General features: G+C 63.9%; 18 protein-coding genes. 11 read left to right on the top strand and 7 right to left on the bottom strand.

All coding sequences use genetic code 11. The features are described from left to right. The first annotated feature begins 33 nt into the window (after window positions 1-33). Window positions 34-1,599, top strand: coding sequence for a SulP family inorganic anion transporter (locus tag ABNP31_RS00150; protein ID WP_350012890.1), 1,566 nt, complete (start codon window positions 34-36; stop codon window positions 1,597-1,599). Window positions 1,600-1,743: 144 nt separating this feature from the next. Here ABNP31_RS00150 and aroE read toward each other — a convergent pair whose 3' ends face one another. Together aroE and hemF are read right to left on the bottom strand one after the other, a co-directional pair. Continuing rightward, window positions 1,744-2,568, bottom strand: a complete 825-nt coding sequence (gene aroE / locus ABNP31_RS00145) for a shikimate dehydrogenase (RefSeq protein WP_025337190.1) — start codon at window positions 2,566-2,568, stop codon at window positions 1,744-1,746. Between the two features lie 25 nt (window positions 2,569-2,593). Beyond that, the gene (gene hemF / locus ABNP31_RS00140) at window positions 2,594-3,505 is read right to left on the bottom strand and encodes an oxygen-dependent coproporphyrinogen oxidase (RefSeq protein ID WP_019098072.1); all 912 of its coding nucleotides are present in this window, start codon (window positions 3,503-3,505) and stop codon (window positions 2,594-2,596) included. Between the two features lie 134 nt (window positions 3,506-3,639). Here hemF and ABNP31_RS00135 point away from each other — a divergent pair, with 134 nt between their 5' ends. After that, window positions 3,640-4,617 carry an NADPH:quinone reductase gene (locus ABNP31_RS00135; RefSeq protein ID WP_350012889.1) on the top strand — a complete coding sequence of 326 codons (978 nt, stop codon included), beginning with the start codon at window positions 3,640-3,642 and terminating at the stop codon, window positions 4,615-4,617. A gap of 157 nt (window positions 4,618-4,774) precedes the next feature. Here ABNP31_RS00135 and ABNP31_RS00130 read toward each other — a convergent pair whose 3' ends face one another. From ABNP31_RS00130 to dprA, 3 genes are all read right to left on the bottom strand, one after another. After that, window positions 4,775-5,086, bottom strand: a complete 312-nt coding sequence (locus ABNP31_RS00130) for a hypothetical protein (RefSeq protein ID WP_013970269.1) — start codon at window positions 5,084-5,086, stop codon at window positions 4,775-4,777. Between the two features lie 441 nt (window positions 5,087-5,527). After that, window positions 5,528-6,085, bottom strand: a complete 558-nt coding sequence (locus ABNP31_RS00125; RefSeq protein ID WP_085616043.1) for an L-threonylcarbamoyladenylate synthase — start codon at window positions 6,083-6,085, stop codon at window positions 5,528-5,530. A gap of 42 nt (window positions 6,086-6,127) precedes the next feature. Then, window positions 6,128-7,225 (bottom strand): DNA-processing protein DprA, encoded by a 1,098-nt coding sequence (gene dprA / locus ABNP31_RS00120; RefSeq protein ID WP_075046836.1) that lies wholly within the window; start codon window positions 7,223-7,225, stop codon window positions 6,128-6,130. Between the two features lie 207 nt (window positions 7,226-7,432). On the opposite strand from dprA, the gene def reads away from it, so the two are divergent. Genes def through ABNP31_RS00095 form a run of 5 tightly spaced genes read left to right on the top strand, consistent with a single transcriptional unit; the run spans window position 7,433 to window position 11,962 of the window. Next, window positions 7,433-7,939, top strand: a complete 507-nt coding sequence (gene def, locus ABNP31_RS00115; RefSeq protein WP_003260000.1) for a peptide deformylase — start codon at window positions 7,433-7,435, stop codon at window positions 7,937-7,939. 60 nt (window positions 7,940-7,999) lie between these two features. Further along, window positions 8,000-8,932, top strand: coding sequence for a methionyl-tRNA formyltransferase (fmt, locus tag ABNP31_RS00110; protein ID WP_085664226.1), 933 nt, complete (start codon window positions 8,000-8,002; stop codon window positions 8,930-8,932). Then, entirely contained in the window at window positions 8,929-10,239 is a 1,311-nt protein-coding gene (gene rsmB, locus ABNP31_RS00105) for a 16S rRNA (cytosine(967)-C(5))-methyltransferase RsmB (protein WP_013970265.1), read from the top strand. Before fmt ends, rsmB begins: the two co-directional genes overlap by 4 nt. A gap of 23 nt (window positions 10,240-10,262) precedes the next feature. Beyond that, entirely contained in the window at window positions 10,263-11,636 is a 1,374-nt protein-coding gene (trkA, locus tag ABNP31_RS00100) for a Trk system potassium transporter TrkA (protein ID WP_013970264.1), read from the top strand. A gap of 11 nt (window positions 11,637-11,647) precedes the next feature. After that, a complete protein-coding gene (locus tag ABNP31_RS00095; RefSeq protein WP_350012888.1) occupies window positions 11,648-11,962 on the top strand; it encodes a tetratricopeptide repeat protein in 315 nt (104 codons plus the stop codon). Window positions 11,963-12,059: 97 nt separating this feature from the next. On the opposite strand, the gene ABNP31_RS00090 is transcribed toward ABNP31_RS00095, so the two are convergent. Together ABNP31_RS00090 and ABNP31_RS00085 are read right to left on the bottom strand one after the other, a co-directional pair. After that, window positions 12,060-12,947, bottom strand: a complete 888-nt coding sequence (locus ABNP31_RS00090) for a lysophospholipid acyltransferase (RefSeq protein WP_003260003.1) — start codon at window positions 12,945-12,947, stop codon at window positions 12,060-12,062. Between the two features lie 41 nt (window positions 12,948-12,988). Continuing rightward, a complete protein-coding gene (locus ABNP31_RS00085; protein WP_085616034.1) occupies window positions 12,989-13,540 on the bottom strand; it encodes a DNA-3-methyladenine glycosylase I in 552 nt (183 codons plus the stop codon). An 83-nt stretch (window positions 13,541-13,623) separates the two neighbouring features. On the opposite strand from ABNP31_RS00085, the gene glyQ reads away from it, so the two are divergent. From glyQ to ABNP31_RS00065, 4 genes are read left to right on the top strand one after another with little or no spacing between them, the layout of a single operon-like run. Then, a complete protein-coding gene (gene glyQ / locus ABNP31_RS00080) occupies window positions 13,624-14,571 on the top strand; it encodes a glycine--tRNA ligase subunit alpha (protein ID WP_025337182.1) in 948 nt (315 codons plus the stop codon). Continuing rightward, window positions 14,568-16,619, top strand: coding sequence for a glycine--tRNA ligase subunit beta (glyS, locus tag ABNP31_RS00075; RefSeq protein WP_085588885.1), 2,052 nt, complete (start codon window positions 14,568-14,570; stop codon window positions 16,617-16,619). Before glyQ ends, glyS begins: the two co-directional genes overlap by 4 nt. Before the next feature lie 3 nt (window positions 16,620-16,622). Further along, a complete protein-coding gene (gene gmhB / locus ABNP31_RS00070) occupies window positions 16,623-17,150 on the top strand; it encodes a D-glycero-beta-D-manno-heptose 1,7-bisphosphate 7-phosphatase (protein WP_025337180.1) in 528 nt (175 codons plus the stop codon). A 46-nt stretch (window positions 17,151-17,196) separates the two neighbouring features. Beyond that, a complete protein-coding gene (locus tag ABNP31_RS00065; RefSeq protein WP_025337179.1) occupies window positions 17,197-17,982 on the top strand; it encodes a lysophospholipid acyltransferase family protein in 786 nt (261 codons plus the stop codon). Window positions 17,983-18,199 lie beyond the last annotated feature (217 nt).

The raw sequence follows: 18,199 nt of genomic DNA, 5'->3' as shown, positions 1-18,199 counted from the left end.
GGGACAGTGCAATTTCAGGATTGTGGATAACCCATGCATCGCCTCACTCACCTGCTGCCCTTCCTCTCCTGGCTCCCCCGCCAATCGGGCCGCAGCCTGCGCCAGGACCTGCTGGTGGGCCTGAGCGGTGCAATCCTCGCCCTGCCGCAATCCATCGCCTATGCCCTGATCGCCGGCCTGCCGGCCGAGTACGGGCTGTACGCCGCCATCGTGCCAGTGCTGATCGCCTGCCTGTGGGGCTCGTCCTGGCACCTGATCTGTGGCCCGACGGCTGCCATCTCTATCGTCCTCTACGCCAGCATCAGCCCGCTGGCCGTGGCCGGCAGCGCCGACTATGTCACCTTGGTGCTGCTGCTGACCTTCGTCGGCGGCATCTTCCAGTTGCTGCTGGGGCTTTTGCGCTTCGGCGCACTGGTCAATTTCGTCTCCCATTCCGTGGTGCTCGGCTTCACCCTGGGCGCCGTTGTCGTCATTGCCCTGGGCCAGCTGCCCAACCTGCTGGGCATGGACCTGCCAAGCCAGGCCACGGTGTTGAAGACCGTGCAGGACCTGGCCAGCCATGCCAGCGAGGTCGACCTGCCTTCCTTGATTCTGGGCCTGGCCACAGTGGTGATCGGCGTGGCCTTCAAACTCTGGCGCCCACGCTGGCCCAGCCTGTTGATAAGCCTGATTTTGGTAAGCCTGCTGGCCTGGCTGCTGCCCGGGTTCTTTGGCCATGTGCCGCGTGTGCCGGCATTCACCGGCCAGCTGCCACCCTTCAGCCCGCTGCCCTTGCTGGATGTGGAACTGATCCTGCGCCTGCTGCCCAGCGCCGTGGCAGTGGGCATGCTCGGGCTGGTCACGAGCCTGTCGATTGCCCGCTCGTTGTCGGCACGTTCGGAGCAGTTGATCGACGCAGACCAGGAAATACGCGCACAGGGCCTGTCGAACATCGTCGGTGCGTTTTTCTCCGGTTACCTGTCTTCCGGCTCCTTCACCCGCTCCGGGCTGAGCTACGACGCCGGCGCCCGCTCGCCCATGGCCGGGGTATTCTCGGCGCTGTGGGTGGCGGTGTTCGCCGTTGCCGGGGCCGGTCTGATCGCGCACCTGCCGATTCCGGCCATGGCCGGCAGCATCCTGCTGATCTGCTGGGGGTTGGTGGACCACCGGGGGATTCGTGCGCTGTTCCGGGTCAGCCGTTCGGAGTTTCTGGTAATGGCGCTGACGGCGGCAGCGACCTTGTTGCTGGAGCTGCAGACGGCGATCTATGCCGGAGTGCTGGCGTCGCTCTTCTTCTATCTGAAGCGCACCTCGCGACCACGGGTGCAACAAAGCCGTGAAGGGGAGGCGGACGTGCTGCGGGTGGGCGGCTCGATCTTCTTTGGTGCGGCGCATTACCTGCAGGTGCGCTTGCAGCGCTGCCAGGGGCCGCATGTGGTGATCGATGCGCGGCAGGTGAACTTCATCGATTACTCGGGTGTGGATATGTTGCACCGCGAGGCGCGGCGGTTGCGGCGGGCGGGGGGGAGTCTGACCCTGCACCGGGCCAGGCCGCAGGTGATCGAGGAGTTGCAGAAGCTGGAAGGGGTGGAGCTTTGTCCGATCCGGTTTGAGGAGTGATGTTGGGTTGAGATTTTTGGGGCTACTGCGCAGCCCATCGCGACGCAAGGCCGCTCCTACACCGACCGCGCAATGCCTGCTGACGCGGTCCCCTGTAGGAAAGGCCTTGTGTCGCGATGGGCCGCAAAGCGGCCCCCAACAATCTCAGCCCCGAGCCAGCTGCCGGCGCAACTCAGCCAACACTGGCGCCGTATCCGGCCGCACCCCACGCCAGATAAAGAACGCCTCAGCCGCCTGCTCAGCCAGCATCCCCAGCCCATCCAGCACCTTGGCCGCCCCCAGCTTCTCTGCCCACTGGCAAAACGGCGTAGGCTCCTTGCCATACATCATGTCGTAGCAAACCGTGCGCCCCGCCTCGACCAGGCTGTCGGCAATCGGCGGCAACTCACCGGCCAGGCTCGCCGAGGTGGCATTGATGATCACATCCACCGGTTCCTGCAACCAGGCAAACCCGCTGGCTACCACCGGCCCCAGCTCATCGAACTCACGCGCCAGCTGCTCGGCCTTCTCCACAGTCCGGTTGGCAATCACCAGCGACTGCGGCTTGTGCGCAAGGATCGGCTCCAGCACCCCACGCACCGCACCACCAGCACCCAGGATCAGAATGCGTTTGCCCGCCAGTTCGACCCCGGCATTCACCGTCAGGTCGCGCACCAGGCCAGCGCCATCGGTGTTGTCGCCCTGCAGGCTGCCATCGGCCAGCTTGCTCAGCGTGTTCACCGCGCCAGCGCGCTGGGCACGCGGGGTCAGGCTGTCGCACAGGCGGAAGGCCTCTTCCTTGAACGGCACGGTGACGTTGCCACCGCGGCCTTGCTTGAAGAAGCCGCGCGCGCAGTCGCTGAACTCGTCCAGCGGCGCCAGCAGGGTGGCGTATTCCAGGTCCTGGCCGGTCTGTTCGGCGAACAGGCGATGGATCAGCGGCGACTTGCTGTGGCCGATGGGGTTACCAAAAACGACGTACTGGTCCATGACGGCTCCTTGATTATCCACAGGCTTACTGGCCGAGCCAGTCGCGGTCCTGCAGGAAGTACTCGGTCAGGCGTGCTTCTTCGCTGCCGGGCGCGGCCTTCCAGTCGTAGCCCCAGCGCACCTGCGGCGGCAGCGACATGAGGATGGACTCGGTGCGGCCACCGGACTGCAGGCCGAACAGGGTGCCACGGTCGTATACCAGGTTGAACTCCACGTAGCGGCCACGGCGGTATTCCTGGAACTCGCGCTGCTGCGGGGTGTAAGGGGTGTCCTTGCGGCGCTGGATGATCGGCAGGTAGGCGTTGACGTAGGCGTCGCCGATGGCGCGGATGAAGGCGAAGCAGGTGTCGAAGTCCCACTCGTTCAAGTCATCGAAGAACAAGCCACCGATGCCGCGTGGCTCGCCACGGTGCTTGAGGTGGAAGTAGCGGTCGCACCAGGCCTTGTAGCGCGGGTACACGTCGGCGCCGAACGGCGCGCAGGCCTGCTCGGCCACACGGTGCCAGTGGATGCAGTCTTCTTCATTGCCGTAGTACGGGGTCAGGTCGAAGCCGCCGCCGAACCACCAGACAGCCTCTTCACCTTCCTTTTCGGCGATGAAGAAGCGCACGTTGGCGTGGGAAGTGGGCACATGCGGGTTGTGCGGGTGGATCACCAGCGACACGCCCAGGGCCTCGAAGCCACGGCCCGCCAGCTCGGGGCGATGGGCACTGGCCGACGGCGGCAGACCGGCGCCGAACACGTGGGAAAAGTTGACCCCGCCTTTCTCGATCACCTTGCCATCGCCGATCACCCGCGTGCGGCCCCCGCCACCGGCTTCGCGCACCCAGGCGTCCTCGACGAAGCGGGCGCCGCCGTCTTCAGCTTCGAGGGCAGAGCAGATGCGGTCTTGCAGGTCGAGCAGGTAGGCTTTCACGGCCTCGGTGCGGCTAGTCATCGGGTCACCAGGAACGGGCAGGGAAGAATTCGCCGCGTAGCATACCACCCCCAGCCCGCGCGCCGCAGTTGACGGCGATCAAGCAAAGGCGTCCGATAGAAGGCCTTTCCCGACCCATACGACAGGAGTGCGAGATGGCCAAGCGTATCCAGTTCAGCCAGCATGGCGGCCCGGAAGTGCTGCAGTTTGTGGAATTCGAACCAGCCCCGCCAGGGCCACAGCAGGTGCGTGTGCGTAACCATGCGATCGGCCTGAACTTCATCGATACCTACTTCCGCAGCGGGCTGTATGCACCGCCATCCCTGCCTTCGGGGCTGGGCACTGAAGCGGCTGGCGTGGTCGAGGCCGTGGGCGAGGGCGTGACCCGGCTGAAAGTGGGTGACCGCGTGGCCCATGCCGGCGGCCCGCTGGGCGCGTATAGCGAGGTGCATACGCTGCCGGAAGCCAACCTGGTGAAGCTGCCCGACACCATCAGCTTCGAACAGGCGGCGGCGGTGATGCTCAAGGGTTTGACCGTGCAGTACCTGCTGAAGCAGACCTATGAGGTGAAGGCGGGTGACGTGATCTTGTTCCACGCAGCAGCTGGCGGCGTGGGTTCGTTGGCGTGCCAGTGGGCCAAGGCCTTGGGCGCCAAGCTGATCGGGACAGTGAGCTCTGCCGAGAAGGCCGAGCGGGCCAAGGCGCTGGGGGCGTGGGCGACCATCGACTACAGCCGTGAAGACGTGGCCCAGCGGGTGCTGGAGCTGACCGACGGCAGGAAATGCCCGGTGGTGTATGACGGTGTGGGTGCCGACACCTGGCTGACCTCACTGGACTGTCTGCAGCCGCGCGGGTTGATGGTGAGCTTTGGCAATGCCTCGGGGGCAGTGAGCGGGGTGAACCTGGGGATTCTGGCGCAGAAAGGGTCGCTGTATGTGACCCGGCCGACTTTGGCGACCTATGCCAACAGTGCCGAGAATACCCAGGCCATGGCCGATGACCTGTTCGCCATGATTGGCAGCGGCAATCTGGTTGTGGATATCCAGCAGCGGTATCCGCTGAGTGAGGCGGCCAAGGCACAGGCGGAGCTGTCGGCGCGCAGGACTGTGGGGTCGACTGTACTGATCCCCTGAGCCCACTCCCACAGGTTCCCAAGAACTGGGGCCAATCACTTTACCTGTGGGAGCGGGTTTACCCGCGAAGAAGACACCGCGGTGCATGGCACCGGCTTTGCCGGTGTTCGCGGGTGAACCCGCTCCCACAGGTACTGCGTCGGCCTTGAATATGGCGCTATGCCTGTGGGGGACGGGTGGTTGGTATCGACTCGATACCATCGAGAATCGCCTCCACCAATCCCTCCGCAAGTTCAATGGAATGCAGGCTCGACCAATACATGCCACGGCCTTCTTCGCGCAGGTACTCGAGGGCTTTCGAGCCCGTTTCGTAGGCGCCTCGCAGATACAGAGCTACATGAACCAAGGCGTCCTCGGCGGAAATGTTCGGGTTTACGGTGAACAGCGGTTCGTGGCCGGCATCGCAGCGACCGAAGGGACGAGTAGAGGTGCAGGGAAGCGGTGGATCGGGGACTATTTTCTTCATCATTGGAAAATGCTCCTCATTGCCGCCACCAATCACTACCACGTGAATGGGTGGCGACTGTACGCGAGGTGGTAGACCCGGGCATTTTCCAATCCAGGCAGGCTCGAAAGCCTCCCACGCACAGTCACCATAGACTGCCATGGAAAAAATGCATCCGGGCTACCACACCCGATCGCCAAGGTATTCAGCGACGGATGAAGCCTAGAGGCACTGGTTCCCACTGAGAAGGTGATGGCAGGGGACGCGGCTCGTAGGATATTTCCCAAGCCGCAAGCTGGACAGCCATTCGAGACAAAATCAGAAAAATCCGCGGGGACTTGGCCCTGACCTGTGGGAGCGGGCATGCCCGCGAACACGGGCGAAGCCCGTGCCAGACACCACGTTGGATTCTTCGCGGGCTCGCCCGCTCCCACAGGAGGTCGCGGCCAGGCCTGTGGATATGTATCAGCCCGGGCGAACGACTTCGCCAGTCACCAGGTCACGAATCACACTCGGGTTCTTCCTTCCACCCAATGCGCCACCCAGTACCAGATCCAGCTGGCCATGGAAGTACTGCTCCACCCGCAACCGGGTCTTCGCCGCCGGGCGCCCGCCCGGGTTGCACGAAGTGGAAATCAACGGCCCCACCAACGCACACAGCTCGCGCACCAACGGGTGGTCGCTGACCCGCAGCGCCACGGTGTCATGCTCCCCGGTCACCCACTCGGGCAACAGGTCCTGGTGCGGTACCAGCCAGGTGTTCGGCCCCGGCCAGGTGCTGCCCATGCGGTCGATCCAGTCTTCGGGGAAATCCTCGAACAAGAAGTCGAACTGGCGGATGTTGTCGGCTACCAGGATCAGGCCTTTATCCACAGGCCGCGACTTCAGCGCCAGCAGGCGATACACCGCGTCCTCGTTCCACGGGTCGCAGCCCAGGCCCCAGACCGCTTCCGTCGGATAGGCGATCACTGCGCCCGCCCGGATCTCACGTGCGGCTTGTTGCACACGAAAACTGCTCACCATTTCTGTTACTCCGCCTATATACCTTGCTTGAGAGCAGTGTACTTAGCCCGCGCGGGCAAACCAACGCCCGGCTTCATTGCTGACCCGGCCTTCCAGCTCCAGTTCGGTCAGCTGCGCCAGCACGTCGGCCAGCGGCAGCTCGCTGCAGTGGGCCAGGCTTTCGCTGGTTTGTGGCGCAGCATGCAGCAGGGCGAGCAAGGGATGGTCGAATTTATCCACAACCGCAGGCGGCAGGTTCTGCCAGCCCTGCAGGCTTTCCAATATCTGCTCCACGCTCTCCACCAGCAGCGCGCCGTCACGGATCAACTGGTGGCAGCCCTTGGCACCGGGGTGGTGAATGGAGCCCGGTATGGCATACACCTCGCGGCCTTGCTCGGCAGCCAGGCGTGCGGTGATCAGCGAACCACTGGCCAGGCTGGCCTCTACCACCAGCACGCCCAGCGACAGGCCACTGATGATGCGATTGCGCCGCGGGAAGTTGCCAGGTAGCGGCCCGGCATCCAGCGGGTACTCGGAAACCAGCGCGCTACCGTTGTCGATCATCGCTTGCGCGAGCGACTTGTGGCGCTGTGGATAAAGTTTTTGCAACCCCGTACCGAGCACGCCAACCGTGCCCCCACCAGCCTGCAATGCGGCCCGATGAGCGGCACCGTCGATGCCCACGGCCAAGCCGCTGGTAATGGTGAAACCGGCCTGAGCCAGGTAGCGGGAAAATGCCGCAGCAGTGTCGAGCGCCGGGGGTGAAGCACGCCTGCTACCCACAATTGCCAGCTGTGGGCGCTCGAGCAAGGCCGGGTTGCCAGCGACGAAAAGCAGCGGAGGGGCATCGTCGATTTCCGCCAATAGTGGCGGGTAGCCAGGGCCGTCCCACATCAGTAAATGCTGGCCCGGGCGCTCTAACCAGGCCATTGCGGCCAGTGCGCCTTCACGTACTTCGGCACTGCGCCGGGCATCGATGGTGGCCTGTGGTATGCCCAATGCGCGCCACGCGCCGGCCGGTGCGCACAGTGCCGAAGAGGCACTGCCAAAGGCCTCCAACAAGGTGTTAAAACGACGCAATCCCGTTTCCGGCAGCCGGTGCAGGCGTAATCGCGCCTCCAGTTCGGCAGGCGGAAGAGGCGACGAATGGTAGGTCTGCATGGGGATCATCCTTGATCGAATTGGGGCCATCGACGTGGCACAAACTGTGGATAACTTTGTTGATAACGCTTTGACAACCTGTCCATCGAATGGGCTATAAGCGGCCCTTGAAAACCCTAGCCGAGCTTTGCCAGGTGCTGAAATCCCCGTTTCCCTTTATTATGTGTGCTCAGTTTTCAACCGAACGCACAGTGACTGCCTGACCTTATGGCCATCTTGAACATTCTCGAATTCCCGGACCCGCGCCTGCGCACCATCGCCAAGCCGGTGACGGTGTTCGACGACGCCCTGCGTCAGCTGATCGACGACATGTTTGAAACCATGTACGAAGCCCCTGGCATCGGCCTGGCCGCCACCCAGGTCAACGTGCACCAGCAGGTCGTGGTCATGGACCTCAGTGAAGACCGCAGCGAGCCGCGCGTCTTCATCAACCCTACGGTCGAAGAGCTGACCCATGACATGGGCCAGTACCAGGAAGGCTGCCTGTCGGTACCTGGCTTCTACGAGAACGTCGACCGCCCGCTGCGTGTGCGGGTCAAGGCCCAGGACCGTGACGGCAAGCCATACGAGCTGGAGTGCGAAGGCCTGCTGGCGGTGTGCGTGCAGCATGAATTCGATCACCTCAACGGCAAGCTGTTCGTCGACTACCTGTCGCAGCTCAAGCGCGACCGGATCAAGAAAAAGCTGGAAAAGCAGCACCGCCAGCAAGCCTGATCCCCACCTTCCAGAAGGCTTGCTCCGGCAAGCCTTTTTCTTTTTTGAAGCGAGAACTCCATGCGCATCGTCTTTGCAGGCACTCCAGAGTTTGCTGCCGAACACCTCAAGGCCTTGCTCGACAGCCCCTACGAGATCGTGGCCGTCTACACCCAGCCCGACCGCCCGGCCGGCCGCGGCCAGAAGCTGATGCCGAGCGCGGTCAAGCAACTGGCTGTGGCCCATGACATCCCGGTGTTCCAGCCGCCGACCCTGCGCAACGCCGAAGCCCAGGCCGAACTGGCCGCACTGAAGCCGGACCTGATGGTGGTGGTCGCCTATGGCCTGATCCTGCCGCAGGTGGTGCTGGATATCCCGCGCCTGGGCTGCATCAACAGCCATGCCTCCCTGCTGCCACGCTGGCGCGGTGCCGCACCGATCCAGCGCGCCGTGGAAGCCGGCGACGCCGAGAGCGGTGTGACCGTGATGCGTATGGAAGCGGGCCTGGACACCGGCCCGATGCTGCTCAAGGTGGTCACCCCGATCAGCGCCGAAGACACCGGCGGCAGCCTGCACGACCGCTTGGCCGAGATGGGCCCGCCCGCAGTCGTACAAGCCATTGCCGGCCTGGCCGACGGTTCGCTGCAAGGCGAAGTGCAGGACGATGCCTTGGCCACCTACGCGCACAAGCTGAACAAGGACGAAGCGCGCATCGACTGGAGCCGTCCGGCCGTCGAGCTGGAACGCCTGATCCGTGCCTTCAACCCGTGGCCGGTTTGCCACAGCACCCTCGATGGCGAAAGCGTGAAAGTGCTGACCGCCAACTTGTCCACAGCGACAGGCACCCCCGGCGAGATCCTCTCCGCCAGCAAGGACGGCCTGGTGGTCGCCTGCGGTGACCAGGCGCTGAGCCTGACCCGCCTGCAACTGCCCGGCGGCAAGCCGCTGAACTTCAGCGACCTGTTCAACAGCCGTCGCGAGAAATTCGCCAGCGGCAAGGTGCTGGGCCAATGAACCCACGCCTCGCCGCCGCTCGTGCCCTTGCCGCTGTGCTCAGTGGCAAGGCCTCGCTGAACAGCTCGCTGCCGGCGCAACTGGACAAGGTCGATGAACGCGACCGCGGCCTGACCCAGGACCTGGCGTTCGGCACCGCGCGCTGGCAGCCACGCCTCGACCTGCTGGCCGCGCAGCTGCTGCAGAAGCCGTTCAAGGCCGCCGATGCCGATGTGCAGGCGCTGCTGCTGGTCGGCCTGTACCAGCTGTTCTACAGCCGTATCCCGGCCCACGCGGCCATTGGCGAGACCGTCGGCTGTGCCGACAAGCTGAAGAAGCCGTGGGCCAAGGGCCTGCTCAATGCCGTGCTGCGCCGCGCCCAACGCGAAGGCGAAGAATTGCTGGCCGGCATGGAGCGCGACCCGGTGGTACGCACTGCCCACCCGCGCTGGCTGCAGAAGTCGCTCAAGGCCTTCTGGCCGGAGCAGTGGGAGGCCATCTGCGCCGCCAACAACGCCCACCCGCCGATGATCCTGCGGGTCAACCGCCGCCACCACAGCCGCGATGCCTACCTGGCACTGCTGGCCGAGGCAGGTGTTGGCGCCAGCGCCTGCCAGTACAGCCGTGACGGTATCGTGCTGGCCGAAGCCTGCGACGTGCGCGGCCTGCCAGGCTTTGCCGAAGGCTGGGTGAGCGTTCAGGACGAAGCCGCGCAGCTGTCCGCCGATCTGCTGGAACTGGCCCCCGGCCAGCGCGTGCTCGACGCCTGCTGTGCACCAGGCGGCAAGACCTGCCACCTGCTGGAAGCCGAAGCCGGCCTGGCACACGTTGTGGCCATCGACCTCGAAGCCAAGCGCCTGACCCGCGTGCGCGAGAACCTCGACCGCCTGCAACTGGACGCCGAGCTGATCGCCTGCGATGCCCGCGACACCGCCAGCTGGTGGGACGGCAAGCCGTTCCAGCGCATCCTCCTCGACGCACCATGCTCGGCCACCGGCGTGATCCGCCGCCACCCGGACATCAAGCTGACCCGTCAAGCCGACGACATCCCGGCCCTGGCCACGCTGCAAGGCGAACTGCTCGATGCCCTGTGGCCGACCCTGGAAGTGGGCGGCATGCTGCTGTACGCCACCTGCTCCAGCCTGCCGACCGAGAACACCGAAGTGATCGATGCCTTCCTTGCCCGCACCCCGGGCGCCCGTGAGCTGGACCTGGCCACCGAAGCCGGCCTGCGCCAGCCCCACGGCCGCCAGTTGCTGGCCCAGGAGGGCGGCCACGACGGTTTCTACTATGCCAAGCTGATCAAGATCGCCGCCTCGCGCGGATAAGAACAAAAGGTAGGGAGTAGCGGATGAAGATCATCATCCTCGGCGCAGGGCAGGTAGGCGGTACGCTGGCGGAGCACCTGGCCAGCGAAGCCAACGACATCACCGTGGTCGACACTGACGGCGACCGCCTGCGCGACCTGGGCGACCGCCTGGACATCCGCACCGTGCAGGGCCGCGGCTCGCTGCCTACGGTGCTGCGCCAGGCCGGTGCCGACGACGCCGACATGCTGGTGGCGGTAACCAACAGTGACGAGACCAATATGGTCGCCTGCCAGGTGGCCTATTCGCTGTTCCACACCCCGACCAAGATCGCCCGGGTGCGCGAGTCGGCCTACCTGACCCGTGAAGAGCTGTTCGACAACGACCATATCCCGGTCGACGTGCTGATCAGCCCCGAGCAGGTAGTGACCAACTACATCAAGCGCCTGATCGAGCACCCGGGCTCGCTGCAGGTAATCGACTTCGCCGAAGGCAAGGCCCAACTGGTGGCAGTGAAGGCTTACTACGGCGGCCCGCTGGTAGGTCAGCAACTGCGCCAGATCCGCGCGCACATGCCCAACGTCGACACCCGCGTGGCGGCCATCTTCCGCCGCGACCGCCCGATCACCCCGCGGGGCGACACGGTGATCGAAGCCGACGACGAAGTGTTCTTCATCGCCGCGAAGAAGGACATCCGCGCGGTGATGGGTGAGCTGCGCCGTATCGACGAAACCAACAAGCGTGTGGTCATCGCCGGTGGCGGGCAGATCGGCGAACGCCTGGCCGAGGCCATCGAAAGCCGCTACCAGGTGAAGATCATCGAGATGAGCCCGGCCCGTTGCCGACACCTCTCCGACACCCTGGAAAGCACCGTGGTGCTGCAGGGCAGCGCCTCGGACAAAGACCTGATGCTGGAGGAGAACATCGCCGACGCCGACATCTTCCTGGCCCTGACCAACGACGACGAGGCCAACATCATGTCGTCGCTGCTGGCCAAGCGCCTGGGTGCGCGCAAGGTGATGACCATCATCAACAACCCGGCCTATGTCGACCTGGTGCAGGGTGGCGACATCGACATCGCCATCAGCCCGCAGCTGGCCACCATCGGCACCTTGCTGGCGCATGTGCGCCGGGGCGACATCGTCAGCGTGCACTCGCTGCGCCGTGGCGCGGCCGAAGCTATCGAAGCGGTGGCGCACGGGGATTCGAAGTCGAGCAAGGTGGTCGGCAAGGCGATCGAAGACATCGCCCTGCCGCCGGGCACTACCATCGGCGCGATCATTCGTGACGAAGAGGTGATGATTGCCCACGACGACACCATGATCGAATCGGGCGACCATGTGATCCTGTTCGTTGTGGATAAAAAGCATATTCGGGATGTGGAGAAGCTGTTCCACGTCGGCTTGAGTTTCTTCTAGGAGCACAGGGCATGCGCGACTCGCTGGAGAAGATGCTGGCCAAGGGTGTGGATAACCCATTGTTGAGGTTCGGCCTGGGCAAGGCCTGGCTGGACGAAGGCAATGGTGCTGAAGCGGCGCTGCATCTGGCACGGTGCGTGGAACAGGACCCGAAGTACTCGGCGGCGTGGAAGCTGCTGGGCAAGGCGCATCAGCTGCAGGGTGACCTGGCGGCGGCGCGCAAGGCCTGGGAGGAGGGGATCGTGGCGGCGCAGGCCCATGGGGACAAGCAGGCCGAGAAAGAGATGACCGTGTTCCTGAAGAAGCTCAACAAGACATCAGGTTAACGCGGTCCCTGTGGGAGCGGGTTCACCCGCGAATGCGATGTTGGATTCACCGACGCATTCGCGGGTAAACCCGCTCCCACAGGGGACAGTGAAAATCTCAATACCAGCGCGGCTCGCCAGCCGGGCGCTTCTTGAAGCGCTTCATGCTCCACATGTACTGGCTCGGGTACTCGCGCACATAGCGCTCGACCACCTTGCTCATCGCCGCTGCCGACACGGTCACGTCGGTGCTGTACATCTCTTCTGGCGCCGCCTCCAGGAACACCTTGAAGCCCGAGCCATCCGGCAGCCGCAGGGCATGCAGGAACACCCCCACCGCCTTGCCCCCGGCCAGCATGTTCGGCACGAACTTGCTGGTCAGCGCCTGAGTACCCAGGAACGGCACGAACACCCCCGCCGACTCCGCCGGCTCCGGGTCGGCAGGAATACCCACCTGGCCACCACGGCGCACTTCCTTGATCACGCTGAGGATGCCTTCCTTGGTCGAAGGCGCCACGCGGTTGCCCATCTGCACCCGCTGCTCGCGCAGCAGGTCATCCACCGCCTTCAGCTTCGGCGGGCGGTAGAAGATGATCGGTTTGCACTGATTGCAGTAGAAGTGGTTCAGCACTTCCCAGTTGCCCAGGTGGCTGGTGATGCCGACCACGCCCTTGCCCGAGGCCAGGGCCTGCTCCAGCACTTCCAGGCCGTGCACTTCCTTGACCAGCTCCAGCGAGCGCTGCGGCGGCCAGATCCAGGCACAGGCACTTTCGACGAAGGATTTACCGATATCCTTCAACGCGCGGCCAACCAGCTGCTCGCGCTCGGCCGGGTCCATCTCCGGGAAGCACTTGGCCAGGTTGATGCGCACGACATTGCGCGAGCCGTTGGGGATCTTCCACATCAGCCAGCCGATACCGGCGCCGACGCGCTGCACAGCGCCCCAGGGCAGCTTGGCAAACAGACGCAGCACCCCGACCATCAGGGCGCCCTTGAACTTTTCCACAGGCGAATTCCTTATTTCAGCAAGGCGCGCATTGTAACCCCTCAGCGCAACAAGGCGGCGTAGCGATCGCAATCGGTGGTGTGGTCCATGACCATGCCGGTGGCCTGCATGAAGGCATAGCAGATGGTCGGGCCAACGAACGTGAAGCCGGCTTTCTGCAGGGCTTTGCTCATCGCCTTGGCTTCATCGGTAACCGCTGGCACCTCGCTGCGGCCCGTGAAGTGGTTGATCTTCGGCGCACCACCAACGAATGACCAGAGCCAGTCGGCAGGGTTGTCCACAGCCAGCCAGGCCTGGGCATTGCGCCTGGCAGCCTTGAGCTTGAGGCGGTTGCGGATGATGCCGGGATCCTGCATCAACTCCTCGATGCGTTCGTCGCTCATGACGGCGAGTTTCACCGGATCGAAGCCGTGCATCACCTCGCGATAACGCTCGCGTTTACGCAATACGGTGATCCACGAAAGCCCCGCCTGGAACCCTTCGAGCAAAAGCATCTCGAACAGCAACGCCGGGTCACGCTGGGGCGTTCCCCATTCCTGGTCATGGTAGGCCTGGTACAACGGATCGTCGGTACACCAAAAGCAGCGTGGCATAAGGCTCCAATGAGTAGAGGGCGAGGCGAATCAGGTTATACTCCCGCTCTTTACATCCGCATCCCCAGATACAGGTGAATTTCGTGAGCCAGCCTACGCCAGCCGTGCGTACCTTCCAAGACCTGATCCTCGCCCTGCAGAACTACTGGGCCGAGCAAGGTTGTGTGGTGCTTCAGCCCTACGATATGGAAGTAGGCGCCGGCACTTTCCACACCGCTACATTCCTGCGCGCCGTGGGTCCAGAAACCTGGAACGCCGCCTATGTGCAGCCTAGCCGTCGCCCTGCCGACGGGCGGTATGGCGAAAACCCCAACCGCCTGCAGCACTATTACCAGTTCCAGGTGGTACTGAAGCCCAACCCGGCCAACTTCCAGGAGCTGTACCTCGGCTCGCTGAAAGCCATCGGCCTGGACCCGCTGGTCCACGACATTCGCTTCGTCGAAGACAACTGGGAATCGCCGACCCTCGGCGCCTGGGGCCTGGGCTGGGAAATCTGGCTCAACGGCATGGAAGTCACCCAGTTCACCTACTTCCAGCAGGTAGGCGGTATCGAGTGCTACCCGGTCACCGGTGAAATCACCTACGGCCTGGAGCGCCTGGCCATGTACATCCAGGGCGTCGACTCGGTGTACGACCTGGTGTGGGCCGACGGCCCGTTCGGCAAGGTCACCTACGGCGATGTGTTCCACCAGAACGAGGTGGAGCAGTCGACCTACAACTTCGAGCACGCCAACGTCGAGAAGCTGTTCGAGCTGTTCGACTTCTACGAAAGCGAAGCCAACCGCCTGATCAAGCTGGACCTGCCGCTGCCGACCTATGAAATGGTGCTGAAGGCCTCGCACACCTTCAACCTGCTGGACGCCCGCCGCGCCATCTCGGTAACCGAGCGCCAGCGCTACATCCTGCGTGTACGTACCCTGGCCCGGGACGTGGCGCAAAGCTATCTGCAAGCCCGCGCACGCCTGGGCTTCCCGATGGCCACCCCTGAACTGCGTGACGAAGTGTTGGCTAAGCTGGAGGCTGCACAATGAGTGCTCAAGATTTCCTGGTAGAACTGGGCACCGAAGAGCTGCCACCGAAGGCCCTCGCCAGCCTCGGCGAAGCCTTCCTGGCTGGTATCGAGAAAGGCCTGCAGGCCGCTGGCCTGAACTACACCGGCAAGCAGGTTTACGCCGCGCCGCGTCGCCTGGCCGTGCTGATCCGCCAGCTGGACGTGCAGCAGCCTGACCGCAGCATCAATATCGACGGCCCGCCCCTGCAGGCTGCTTTCAAAGACGGCGAGCCGACCCAGGCTGCCTTGGGCTTTGCCAAGAAATGCGGTGTGGATCTGTCGGAAATCGACCAGACCGGCGCCAAGCTGCGTTTCTCCCAGCACATCCCGGGCAAGGCCACCGCTGGCCTGCTGCCGACCATCGTCGAAGATTCGCTCAACGACCTGCCGATCCCCAAGCGCATGCGCTGGGCGGCCAGCCGTGAAGAGTTCGTGCGCCCGACCCAATGGCTGGTGATGCTGCTGGGCGACCAGGTGGTCGACTGCACCATCCTGTCGCAGAAGGCCGGCCGTGAATCCCGTGGCCATCGCTTCCACCACCCGGAAAACGTGGTCATCACCACCCCGGCCAACTACGTCGAAGACCTGCGCAAAGCCTACGTGCTGGCCGACTTCGCCGAGCGCCGCGAGCTGATCAGCAAGCGTACCGCCGAACTGGCCATGCAGCAGGAAGGCAGCGCCATCGTGCCGCCGGCACTGCTGGACGAAGTGACCGCCCTGGTCGAGTGGCCGGTGCCGCTGGTGTGCTCGTTCGAGGAGCGTTTCCTCGAAGTGCCGCAGGAAGCCCTGATCACCACCATGCAGGACAACCAGAAGTACTTCTGCCTGCTGGACAGTGAAGGCAAGCTGCTGCCGCGCTTCATCACCGTGGCCAACGTCGAGAGCCGCGACCCGAAGCAGATCGTGCAAGGCAACGAGAAGGTCGTGCGCCCACGCCTGACCGACGCCGAGTTCTTCTTCAAGCAGGACAAGAAGCAGCCGCTGGAAACCTTCAACGAGCGCCTGAAGAACGTGGTGTTCCAGGCTCAGCTGGGTACCGTGTACGACAAGGCCGAGCGCGTTTCCAGGCTGGCCGCCTTCATCGCCCCGCTGATCGGCGGCGACGCCCAGCGCGCCGGCCGTGCCGGCCTGCTGTCGAAGTGCGACCTGGCCACCGAGATGGTCGGCGAATTCCCTGAGATGCAGGGTGTTGCCGGTTACTACTACGCGCTCAACGACGGTGAGCCGGAAGACGTGGCCCTGGCCCTGAACGAGCAGTACATGCCGCGCGGTGCCGGCGCCGAGCTGCCGCAGACCCTTACCGGTGCTGCCGTGGCCATCGCCGACAAGCTCGACACCCTGGTCGGCATCTTCGGCATCGGCATGCTGCCTACCGGCAGCAAGGACCCGTACGCCCTGCGCCGTGCCGCCCTGGGCGTGCTGCGTATCCTGATCGAGAAGCAGCTGGACCTGGACCTGACCGGTGCGGTCGAGTTCGCGGTCAAGCAGTTCGGCACCAAGGTCAAGGCCGCCGGCCTGGCCGAACAGGTGCTGGAGTTCATCTTCGACCGCCTGCGTGCGCGTTACGAAGACGAAGGCATCGACGTGGCCACCTACCTGTCGGTACGTGCCCTGCAACCAGGTTCTGCCCTGGACTTCGACCAGCGCGTGCAGGCTGTACAAGCCTTCCGCAAGCTGCCGGAAGCCGAGGCCCTGGCCGCGGTGAACAAGCGCGTGTCGAACCTGCTGAGCAAGGCCGAAGGCGCCATCGCCGATCACGTCGAGCCGAAGTACTTCGACAACGCCAACGAGTTCTCCCTGTACTCGGCCATCCAGCAGGCCGACCAGGCCGTGCAACCGATGGCTGCTGCACGCCAGTACAGCGAATCGCTGGCCCGCCTGGCGGCCCTGCGTGACCCGGTCGACGCCTTCTTCGAGGCGGTGATGGTCAACGCCGAGGATGCCAAGGTACGCGCCAACCGTTATGCCCTGCTCAGCCGCCTGCGCGGCCTGTTCCTGGGCGTGGCCGACATTTCGCTGCTGGGGTAAGCCTTGAAACTGCTGATTCTCGACCGTGACGGAGTCATCAACTACGACTCCGACGCCTATATCAAGACGCTGGACGAGTGGGTGCCGATCCCTGGCTCGGTCGAAGCGATCGCGCAGTTGAGCAAGGCGGGCTGGACGGTGGCCGTGGCCACCAACCAGTCCGGCATTGCCCGTGGCTACTATGCGCTGGCAACCCTCGAGGCCATGCACGCGCGCCTGCGCGCGCTGGTGGCCGAGCAGGGTGGCGAGGTGGGTCACATCGTGTATTGCCCGCACGGGCCGGACGAAGGCTGCGATTGCCGCAAGCCCAAGCCTGGCATGCTGCGGGCGATCGCCGAGCATTACCAGGTCGGCCTGGAAGGCGTCTGGTTCGTTGGCGACAGCAAAGGTGACCTGGAGGCCGCCCTGGCCGTCGGTGCACAACCCGTGCTGGTGAAAACCGGCAAGGGCGAGCGGACCCTGGAAAAAGGCGTCCCGGAAACTACACTGATTTTCGACGATCTGGCAGCTATCGCCAGAGAACTAATTTAAACAGTGCGCCTTCGGGCGCATTTTTCTCAGGCGGGCATGCCCCGCAATGGTACAAGCCACTATGTCGATCCTGCAGGCGATCAGAATCTTTCTTTTTTACCTGCTGCTGGGCACCAGTTCGCTGCTGTGGTGCTCGCTGAGCTTCTTCGTCGCGCCGTTCCTGTCGTTCCCCAAGCGCTACAAGTTCATCAACGTGTACTGGTGCCGTTGCGCGTTGTTCCTGGTGCGCACCATCCTGGGTATCGACTACAAGATCACTGGCGCCGAGAACGTGCCTGATGAGCCTTGCGTGATCCTGTCCAACCACCAGAGCACCTGGGAAACCTTCTTCCTTTCCCAGTATTTCTCGCCGCTGAGCCAGGTGCTCAAGCGCGAGTTGCTGTACGTGCCGTTCTTCGGTTGGGCCATGGCCATGCTGCGGCCGATCGCGATCAACCGCGATAACCCCAAGGAAGCCCTGCGCCAGGTAGCCAGCAAGGGTGACGAGTTGCTCAAGCAGAAGACCTGGGTGCTGATCTTCCCGGAAGGCACCCGCGTGCCATTCGGCACCATGGGCAAGTTCTCCCGTGGCGGTACCGCGCTGGCAGTGAATGCCGGGCTGCCGGTGCTGCCGATTGCCCATAACGCCGGCAAGTTCTGGCCGAAGACCGGTTGGGGCAAGCGCGCTGGCACCATCGAGGTGGTGATTGGCGAACCGATGTACGCCAACGGCACCGGGCCACGGGCCATCGCCGAGCTCAACGACCGCGCCGCGGCGTGGAACGAAGCGACCCAGCGGGCCATGGGTTCGCTGCCGCCAGCAGAGGAAAAACCCCAGGAACAGATGGCCTGACCATCTGTGGATAACTTGTGAACTGTTTTTGGATTAAAAGCCTGAATTGATAGCTAAGTGTTTGAATTAGCTGTTTATTTCTGTGTATGACATTTTTCTGAAAATCGTGCATAAGTTTTTTCTGGGCATAAGAAAACCGGCTTTTACAGCCGGTTTTTTTATGGGCTCATGCGGGTGTGGGTGATCGGTGTAGGAGCGGCCTTGTGTCGCGACAGGG

Source organism: Pseudomonas asiatica, assembly GCF_040214835.1.
Taxonomy (GTDB): Bacteria; Pseudomonadota; Gammaproteobacteria; order Pseudomonadales; family Pseudomonadaceae; genus Aquipseudomonas; species Aquipseudomonas putida_Z.
This window is presented reverse-complemented; position numbering and strand designations above follow the sequence as displayed.

Bases quoted from the DNA above. Each gene is read 5' to 3' on its own strand.
- ABNP31_RS00150 (WP_350012890.1), top strand. From the start codon at position 34: ATGCATCGCCTCACTCACCTGCTGCCCTTCCTCTCCTGGCTCCCCCGC.
- aroE (WP_025337190.1), bottom strand. From the start codon at position 2,568: ATGGACCAGTACGTCGTTTTTGGTAACCCCATCGGCCACAGCAAGTCG.
- hemF (WP_019098072.1), bottom strand. From the start codon at position 3,505: ATGACTAGCCGCACCGAGGCCGTGAAAGCCTACCTGCTCGACCTGCAA.
- ABNP31_RS00135 (WP_350012889.1), top strand. From the start codon at position 3,640: ATGGCCAAGCGTATCCAGTTCAGCCAGCATGGCGGCCCGGAAGTGCTG.
- ABNP31_RS00130 (WP_013970269.1), bottom strand. From the start codon at position 5,086: ATGATGAAGAAAATAGTCCCCGATCCACCGCTTCCCTGCACCTCTACT.
- ABNP31_RS00125 (WP_085616043.1), bottom strand. From the start codon at position 6,085: ATGGTGAGCAGTTTTCGTGTGCAACAAGCCGCACGTGAGATCCGGGCG.
- dprA (WP_075046836.1), bottom strand. From the start codon at position 7,225: ATGCAGACCTACCATTCGTCGCCTCTTCCGCCTGCCGAACTGGAGGCG.
- def (WP_003260000.1), top strand. From the start codon at position 7,433: ATGGCCATCTTGAACATTCTCGAATTCCCGGACCCGCGCCTGCGCACC.
- fmt (WP_085664226.1), top strand. From the start codon at position 8,000: ATGCGCATCGTCTTTGCAGGCACTCCAGAGTTTGCTGCCGAACACCTC.
- rsmB (WP_013970265.1), top strand. From the start codon at position 8,929: ATGAACCCACGCCTCGCCGCCGCTCGTGCCCTTGCCGCTGTGCTCAGT.
- trkA (WP_013970264.1), top strand. From the start codon at position 10,263: ATGAAGATCATCATCCTCGGCGCAGGGCAGGTAGGCGGTACGCTGGCG.
- ABNP31_RS00095 (WP_350012888.1), top strand. From the start codon at position 11,648: ATGCGCGACTCGCTGGAGAAGATGCTGGCCAAGGGTGTGGATAACCCA.
- ABNP31_RS00085 (WP_085616034.1), bottom strand. From the start codon at position 13,540: ATGCCACGCTGCTTTTGGTGTACCGACGATCCGTTGTACCAGGCCTAC.
- glyS (WP_085588885.1), top strand. From the start codon at position 14,568: ATGAGTGCTCAAGATTTCCTGGTAGAACTGGGCACCGAAGAGCTGCCA.
- ABNP31_RS00065 (WP_025337179.1), top strand. From the start codon at position 17,197: ATGGTACAAGCCACTATGTCGATCCTGCAGGCGATCAGAATCTTTCTT.